The following is a 7,120-nucleotide window of genomic DNA, read 5'->3' on the forward strand; positions in this document are numbered from 1 at the left end:
AATACACATCCCTATGTTCAAAAAATTACTTTGGGTACTAATATTTCCCATATCCCTCCTTGTAGCGTGCAATAAAGATATGGCCACCACCGGCTTCCAGGAACCGCCCGTAGTTACACCTGTGAAATCGCCTATTCCGGATAAAGAAGTGAGTACCTCCCTGCAGGGAACTGTGCTGGATGAAAAAAGAGTACCCGTTGCCGGCGCTACGGTTAAATGCGGCGATGCCACAACGAATACAGATGCCAGGGGCAACTTCCGGATCGCCAGTGTAAATGCCAACGAAGTAGCGGCAGTAGTTCGTGTAGAGAAAAACGGCTATTTCCAGGGGCTCCGCACTTTTCATATAGCAGAACCCGGCATGCTGCAGTATGTACAGGTACAACTGCTGCCTAAAAAAGCAGCCGGTACTTTCAACGGGGCCTCCGGTGGCAGCATCACCACTTCCAACGCACAATTCATTTTTGTGGCACAGCAGGTACTGGGAGCCGACAATAGGCCTTACTCCGGAACAGTGTCCCTGTTTTATGCGCCCATTAATCCTGAAGATGACCACTTTGAAGACATCATGCCCGGCGACCTGCGCGGGATCAGTAGCAGCAATGCATTGGTTGGACTGAAATCTTATGGTATGATGGCACTGGAGCTTCAAAGCGCTACCGGTGAAAAACTTCACCTGGATACCACCAAATCCGTTGCCTTTAAAATGACGATCCCGGCCGGCCTGCAAAGCAGCGCCCCGGCTACCATTCCATTATGGCATTTCGAAGAAACCTCCGGCGTATGGAGGGAAGAAGGCAGCGCCACTAAAACGGGTAACAGTTACACCGGTACGGTTAAACACTTTTCCTTCTGGAACTGTGATGCGCGATTCCCCGTGGTTAAATTCCGCGCCACCTTCCAGGATGTAAACGGCACCCCGCTCTCCAATCTCAAGCTGCGCATGGAAAGAACTGATGGCAGTAGCGCTACCAACGGCTATACCAATGAAAACGGGGTAGTAAGCGGCGATATACCCAAAGGTGAAGTGCTGAAGTTGCAGGCACTAAATAAATGCGATGTTGCTATAGATACCCGCAACATCGGCCCATTCCAGGACAGTACCAATATCGGCGTATTGAAAATAGCTATTACCCCTGAAAATTATATTCACTTCAGCGGAGCTGTCACTACCTGTGATAACGTGCCGGTACAAAAAGGAGTTGTTAACATTGAAGTGGACGGTATCGCCTACCGCGCTGCAGTTGCTTCAGGCAAATATAATATAGGTATCCTCCGCTGCCAGGATGATGTGGCAACTGCCACCATTAACGCCGAAGATGAGGCCGGCGGTAAAATGACCACAGTAACGCTGCCTGTTACAGTAGGCGCCTACGTGAGGAACCTCGCCGCCTGTGATCTGATCCAGCCGGACTTCATCAACACCCTGTTCAACGGCAAACCTGTAAACTTTGCATCACCGGATAGGATCACCTTTCAGCGGTTCGGCCAAACCGGCTTATTCAGTGGGTCTAAATCTGATGGTACAGCTACCTATCTTTCCTTACAGAACACGGCGCCGGGCACTTACCCAACCAGCTCCCTCCAGTTTTCATCTGCCGGGAAATACTATTATGGAACAGGCACCTATACCGTTACCGGTTCCGGATCCGTAGGCGATTACTTCACGGGATCCTTTACAGGCACAGTTTCGCAGGATTCTGTTGCCAACCCGGTTCCCTATCCCCTCAGCGGCAGTTTCCGGATCAGGATCACCCAATAACATTACGCATATATTATTAAAAAGCCATTAGCGAAATACTAATGGCTTTTTTTTGCATAATTTTATATCTCTGAGCGTTATAGATGCATCACCATATGTTTTATGAAGAAACATAACTTTCTCATAGTTATCCTTTCAATGGTAACATTGCTGTTTTCCTGCAGTAAGGAAATGAGCGATGAGGGAGAAGGTACGTTACCCTCCAACAGTAACTGCGAATATGCACCCTACACTAACGGCTCCTCTTTTTCCTACATTAATGTAAACCGTTCAAAAGACACGGTCTCCTATACCCTCACTGTTTCAGAAGACACGACCATTAACGGTATCGTGTATAAAAAGGTGGGAAACGACAGCGTATTCACCTGCTCTAACTGTAAAAACGGCATCTATACGCAAATAGCCAGTATTCTTACTTTCCAGGGCTACAGTGCAGACAGCCTGGAGCTTACTTACCTGAAAGATAATGTACCCGCAGGTACTTCCTGGCAGGATACCATCACTGTAAACAATGGCGGCGTGAATACTTCCGGTATCCTGGAATTTACTATCATGGAAAAGGATATCACCAAAACAGTGAACGGTAAGAATTATGCCTCCGTGATCGCTGTAAAAATGGATGCTTATGCCATTGTATTCGGGAACCCGGTAGCTGTGGGTACCATCTCTACCAGCTACTACGGCAAAGGCGTAGGGCTTATAGAAGCTGATCAGCTGCAAGACACTACCCTGCTGCTTTCCTATACCATCAAGCCTTAATAAGCGGTACTTACCATGGTAAGCAATCGCTCTACTGCCCTTCTCACACTACTGGCAGATTCATGATGATTATTCACCAGCACGCTGAACACCAGTGTTCTCTTTTTCTTTGTTTCAAGATAGCCGCTCAAAGCTACCACCCCGGTTAATGTACCTGTTTTGGCATGTACTTTCAGCCGCTGATAATAGTTCCTCAATGTTCCCTTTCCGCCGGTAGGAAATATCTGCCAGAGGCGTTCCTGCGGAAACTGTTCCCGCATCAGGGTGAGTATCCTTACAAAATCGCGGGGCGTAAACAGGTCGTACCGGGAAAGTCCGGAACCATCCTCCCATTGCGGCGGATGCGGCAGGCTTTTGAGGTCTCCGGCAAGCAGGTAATCAATACTGCGTGTACTACTGATGGTATCCCATAAAACGGAAGAAGCCATCACCAGGGTTTGTTCTGCAAAAAAATTGTCGCTGCGTTCCATCATGGGAATAAACAACGAATCTACCGGGAGGCTTCTCAGCATCTTGTAATTCCCTGCCGGCGGGGTAACGGCCAGTCCTATACGTTTATGCAAAGTATCCTCCAGCCGTTGCCGCAAGTCCTGTACAGATCCTGTAATAAAAGGCACTTCGGCGTTTTCAGGTTCCCTGTCTTTCGGATTGTATTTCAGGTAAAAGATATTGTTACGTTCATCTCTCGATATAATCGTTTCGCTCAGGGTATCATCTTCCATAACATCCAGGTCATAGAAGGCGGGCACAATGCTGTTGTTCTTCCCCTGGTGGCGGATACGGACCACATTGCCATACATTGGCCACTCGTTCAGTTCCGGCTGGTAGTCGTCGGCATAATCGCCCCAGCTCCATCCGGGCCCAAAGCGCTTGTTGGCATTCACACCGGGAACGAGATAAATCTTTTTACTGGTTTGCTGCAATAGCTGCAGCAGGGGTTGATAATTGTAATCGGGATGCAGGAAAGACGGATCCCCCGTTCCTTTTACAAAGAGGGCAGTGTCATTTTCGTAATAGCGTGCCGCAGGAAGCGAGTCGCCCAGCAACTTCAGCCCGGCATACAACGAAAATATCTTCATATTGGATGCCGGTGTAAAAAACTTATTGTCCTGGTATTGGTACCAATATTTCCCGGTAGCCGGTTCATAAATACAGATCCCCACATGTGCCTGTTCCATTGGTGTTTTATGCAGCAGTTCAGCTTCCGCCCATTTCTTTATCGCCGCTACCTGGGCAGTTGTGCTCCCCCCGGTGAATATGGCTATAATTACTACCAGTAATTTTTTCATAGATGGAAATTACGAATTGTGCATTACGAAACAGGGATTTGTGAGAAGACCGCTTTACTGATCTTCCCCCAAATCCCTGGTCCGCTTTTATGCCTGGTAATTTTTATCAGGTAAAATATTTGGTAATACCTGGTTTTGCATACGCATAATTACCGGATGCATCCGGCATTACCGGTGGTTGTGCATCAAATGAATATGTTTTAGGATGCAGGTCCAGGCCGGAATTAAGCGCCACATTCCAGTCGATCACCTGGCCGGAATAAGTAGCCAAACGGCCTATGATAGCGGAAAGGGTTGTTTGTGCGCCTCTTTCTGCATCTGCAAATTTGTATTCGCCTTTGGCAATGGCTGCAAACAGTTCATCATGTTCTGTCTGGTAAGGGTTGTTTTCCTTTTTCTTGTCGAACTGGTACAACACTTTACCCTTATGATCCACTATCTGGGCTTTATCGCAGAAGATACGTCCCTTTGTACCTACAATTTCTTCATCCACTTTACTGGGTGCATCTTTCCAGTGACGGCACTGGCTGTTCATCACTACGCCGTTGGCATAGCGGTATTCCACAAAGTGGTGGTCAAATATTTCACCATACTCCTTACCGGTGCGTACAGCGCGGCCGCCCATACCCGATGCTGTAACCGGCGTGGCGCCCATGAACCAGTTGCCCACATCGATGTTGTGGATGTGTTGTTCTACGATATGATCACCACACAGCCAGTTGAAGTAGTACCAGTTCCGCATTTGGTATTCCATTTCTGTATATTCGGGTTTGCGGGGTTTTACCCACAGCGCTCCCTGGTTCCACCACACCTGTGCAGACAGCATATCGCCGATGATGCCATCCTGGAAGCGTTTGTACAGTTCGCGGTAGGAGTTCTGGTAGCGGCGTTGCAAACCTACCACCACGTTTAATTTCTTTGTTTTAGCCACAGCAGCAGCTTCCAGTACTTTTTTAATACCGGCGGGATCTGTTGCTACTGGTTTTTCCATGAAGATGTGTTTCCCCTGTTTCACCGCTTCTTCAAAGTGAATGGGTCTGAAACCCGGAGGGGTGGCAAGGATCACTACATCGGCCAGTGCAATGGCTTGTTTATATGCGTCGAAGCCAATGAACTTGTTGCCTTCCGGAACGTTTACGCGGCTGGCTTTATCGCCCAGGGCTTCTTTAATATCATTGTAGCTGTTGCTCAGCCTGTCGGGGAAAGCATCGGCCATTGCCACCAGCTGCACATTTTCTTTTGTGCTGAGCGCCTGGGTGGCGGCGCCTGTACCACGGCCACCACAGCCTATCAGCGCTATTTTTATAACACCGGTAGATCCTGAAAAATAATTAGCTTTTGATAAAATAGGCATAGCCAGTAACCCGCCCGCAAGCAAAGTAGTTTGCTTTACGAACTCGCGGCGGCCTTCACCGTGGAATTTCTTTTCGTTGTCCATAAATGAATAAGATTTTTAGATTTTTGGATGTTGAATCTTTCTAGCGTGCACCTTTATATTTAGCGATCATCTCTTCAAAGAATGTGTTGGCTTCCGCCTCCGTTGGTTGTTTCACGGGTCTTACTATCCTGAAACCTACAAATGGAGCATCTGCATTCCACCAGGAGCTTTTGGGGATCTGCGGATCCCGGCGGTTCCATATGGGGTCTGATTTCAAACGGGCGGCACTGCGGAGCAGCGGGGCTTCGTCCTGGAAACTGCCGCCTTTCAGCAGCCGCGGGGTTTTAGCGGTAGGCTGCGTCCAGGGGTCGGTGGCGGAAGCATTGGCTACACCGTTTTCATCATATTGATCCAATGTCCATTCTTCCACGTTTCCCAGCATATCGTATAATCCCCAGGCATTGGGCTTCAGCTGTGCTACCTTGTGGTATTTATTGTCGCTGTTGTTCTTAAACCAGGCATATTCTTTCAGCTGACCGGCATCGGCGCCAAAAGGATAAGCGGTGGCAGCGCCGGCCCTGCAGGCATATTCCCATTCTGCAGCAGTAGGCAGGCGATAAAAAACACCTGTTTTTATATACAGCCACTGGCAATACATCAGCGCACCATACTGGCTCATACTGTTGGCTGGAAAACCACCGGCCTTCCCCATTCCCAAAGTAAGGTCAATATAAGGCGGGCTTGGACGGGTCATCCCATCGGGTGTGGGAGTTTTATCCTTTTCCGCATCAGCGTATATATCATATTCATCAAAAGTAACTTCAGTGGCGCCCATCCAGAAATCGGAGATCTCTACTTTTTTTGCCGGGCCTTCATCTTTATTTCTGCCTTTTTCATTATCCGGGCTTCCCAGTTGAAAGCTCCCTCCTTTTATTGGTATCATTTTAAAACTGACATCCGTTCCGGGGATCTGCTGGCTGTAAGTTTCGAATGCCTGTTTTGATTGCGCTACAACAACCTGGCTGAGCAATCCGCCCAGCAATAAGGTCACATACTGTTTAGTCATCTAACGTGATTGAAAATATAAGTGGGTGAATCTAAAAAAAACTAACGGGGAAAGCAATATTTTTTTATGAATGCGAAAATGAGCTGATGAATTGAAAATTTTTCATCAATATTAGCATTTCCTTAGAAAAGCGATTAATTTTAGAACCCGTCAATTATACCATCAATCAAAACGTTATGGAAAGAAGAAAATTCCTGCAAAACGGCACCCTGGCCGGTATTTCAGCACTGGCGCTTGGAGGGATCAGCAATGCTGCGCACGCCGGAGACAATAACACCGCCAGCATGGCCGGAAAGCCGTTTAACATGAACTACGGCCCCCACGATGGCATGTTTAAAAACAGCGCCAATGGCGGCAACTTCCTGGACCAGATCAAATATATGTACGATCAGGGGTTCCGGTCTATTGAAGACAACGGTATGCTGGGACGATCCCCTGAAGAACAAACCAAAATAGGCGATCTCCTGGCTAAACTGGGCATGACGATGGGCGTATTTGTAGTAGATACCGGCAATAACTGGAAACCATCAATGGCCACTGGTAAACAGGAATTTAAAGACGTATTTATCAAAACCTGCAAAGCAAGCGTGGAAACCGCCAAACGATGTAATGCCAAATGGGCCACTGTTGTGCCGGGTTACTTTGAGCGGACCCTTCCGATCGGCGTTCAAACAGCACACGTGATAGATGCCCTGCGCAGCGGTGCAGAGATCTTTGAGCCACACGGACTGGTCATGGTACTGGAGCCCCTGAGCGATAACCCCGACCTGTTTCTCCGTACTGCTGAACAAAGTTTTGAGATCTGTAAAGCGGTTAAAAGTCCTTCCTGCAAAATTTTATACGATATCTACCACATGCAGCGCAAT

Annotated in this window: 6 protein-coding genes; 3 read left to right on the top strand and 3 right to left on the bottom strand. The window is 48.0% G+C overall.

Features of this window, described 5'->3' with window-relative positions:
• A partial coding sequence (locus tag VN105_RS14895) for a carboxypeptidase-like regulatory domain-containing protein (protein ID WP_325642235.1) occupies positions 1-1,762 on the top strand: 1,762 nt, incomplete at its 5' end.
• Between the two features lie 102 nt (positions 1,763-1,864).
• Positions 1,865-2,521 carry a hypothetical protein gene (locus VN105_RS14900; RefSeq protein WP_325642237.1) on the top strand — a complete coding sequence of 219 codons (657 nt, stop codon included), beginning with the start codon at positions 1,865-1,867 and terminating at the stop codon, positions 2,519-2,521.
• On the opposite strand, the gene VN105_RS14905 is transcribed toward VN105_RS14900, so the two are convergent.
• The 3 genes from VN105_RS14905 to VN105_RS14915 form a co-directional block, all read right to left on the bottom strand.
• Entirely contained in the window at positions 2,518-3,810 is a 1,293-nt protein-coding gene (locus tag VN105_RS14905; RefSeq protein ID WP_325642239.1) for a D-alanyl-D-alanine carboxypeptidase/D-alanyl-D-alanine-endopeptidase, read from the bottom strand. The two genes, VN105_RS14900 and VN105_RS14905, sit on opposite strands and share 4 nt — an antisense overlap.
• Positions 3,811-3,916: 106 nt before the next feature.
• On the bottom strand, positions 3,917-5,248 hold the full coding sequence (locus VN105_RS14910) for a Gfo/Idh/MocA family oxidoreductase (protein ID WP_325642241.1): 1,332 nt from the start codon (positions 5,246-5,248) through the stop codon (positions 3,917-3,919).
• Positions 5,249-5,288: 40 nt separating this feature from the next.
• Positions 5,289-6,254 carry a formylglycine-generating enzyme family protein gene (locus tag VN105_RS14915; RefSeq protein WP_325642243.1) on the bottom strand — a complete coding sequence of 322 codons (966 nt, stop codon included), beginning with the start codon at positions 6,252-6,254 and terminating at the stop codon, positions 5,289-5,291.
• A gap of 176 nt (positions 6,255-6,430) precedes the next feature.
• On the opposite strand from VN105_RS14915, the gene VN105_RS14920 reads away from it, so the two are divergent.
• Positions 6,431-7,120 (top strand): TIM barrel protein (locus VN105_RS14920; RefSeq protein WP_325642245.1); only part of this gene is annotated, 690 nt, incomplete at its 3' end.

Origin of the sequence: Chitinophaga sp., from assembly GCF_035564935.1 — a bacterium.
Classification (GTDB): domain Bacteria; phylum Bacteroidota; class Bacteroidia; order Chitinophagales; family Chitinophagaceae; genus Chitinophaga.

What these genes read in the sequence shown, in the direction of transcription:
- VN105_RS14900 (WP_325642237.1), top strand. Translation starts at nt 1,865, where the DNA reads ATGAAGAAACATAACTTTCTCATAGTTATCCTTTCAATGGTAACATTG.
- VN105_RS14915 (WP_325642243.1), bottom strand. Translation starts at nt 6,254, where the DNA reads ATGACTAAACAGTATGTGACCTTATTGCTGGGCGGATTGCTCAGCCAG.
- VN105_RS14905 (WP_325642239.1), bottom strand. Translation starts at nt 3,810, where the DNA reads ATGAAAAAATTACTGGTAGTAATTATAGCCATATTCACCGGGGGGAGC.
- VN105_RS14910 (WP_325642241.1), bottom strand. Translation starts at nt 5,248, where the DNA reads ATGGACAACGAAAAGAAATTCCACGGTGAAGGCCGCCGCGAGTTCGTA.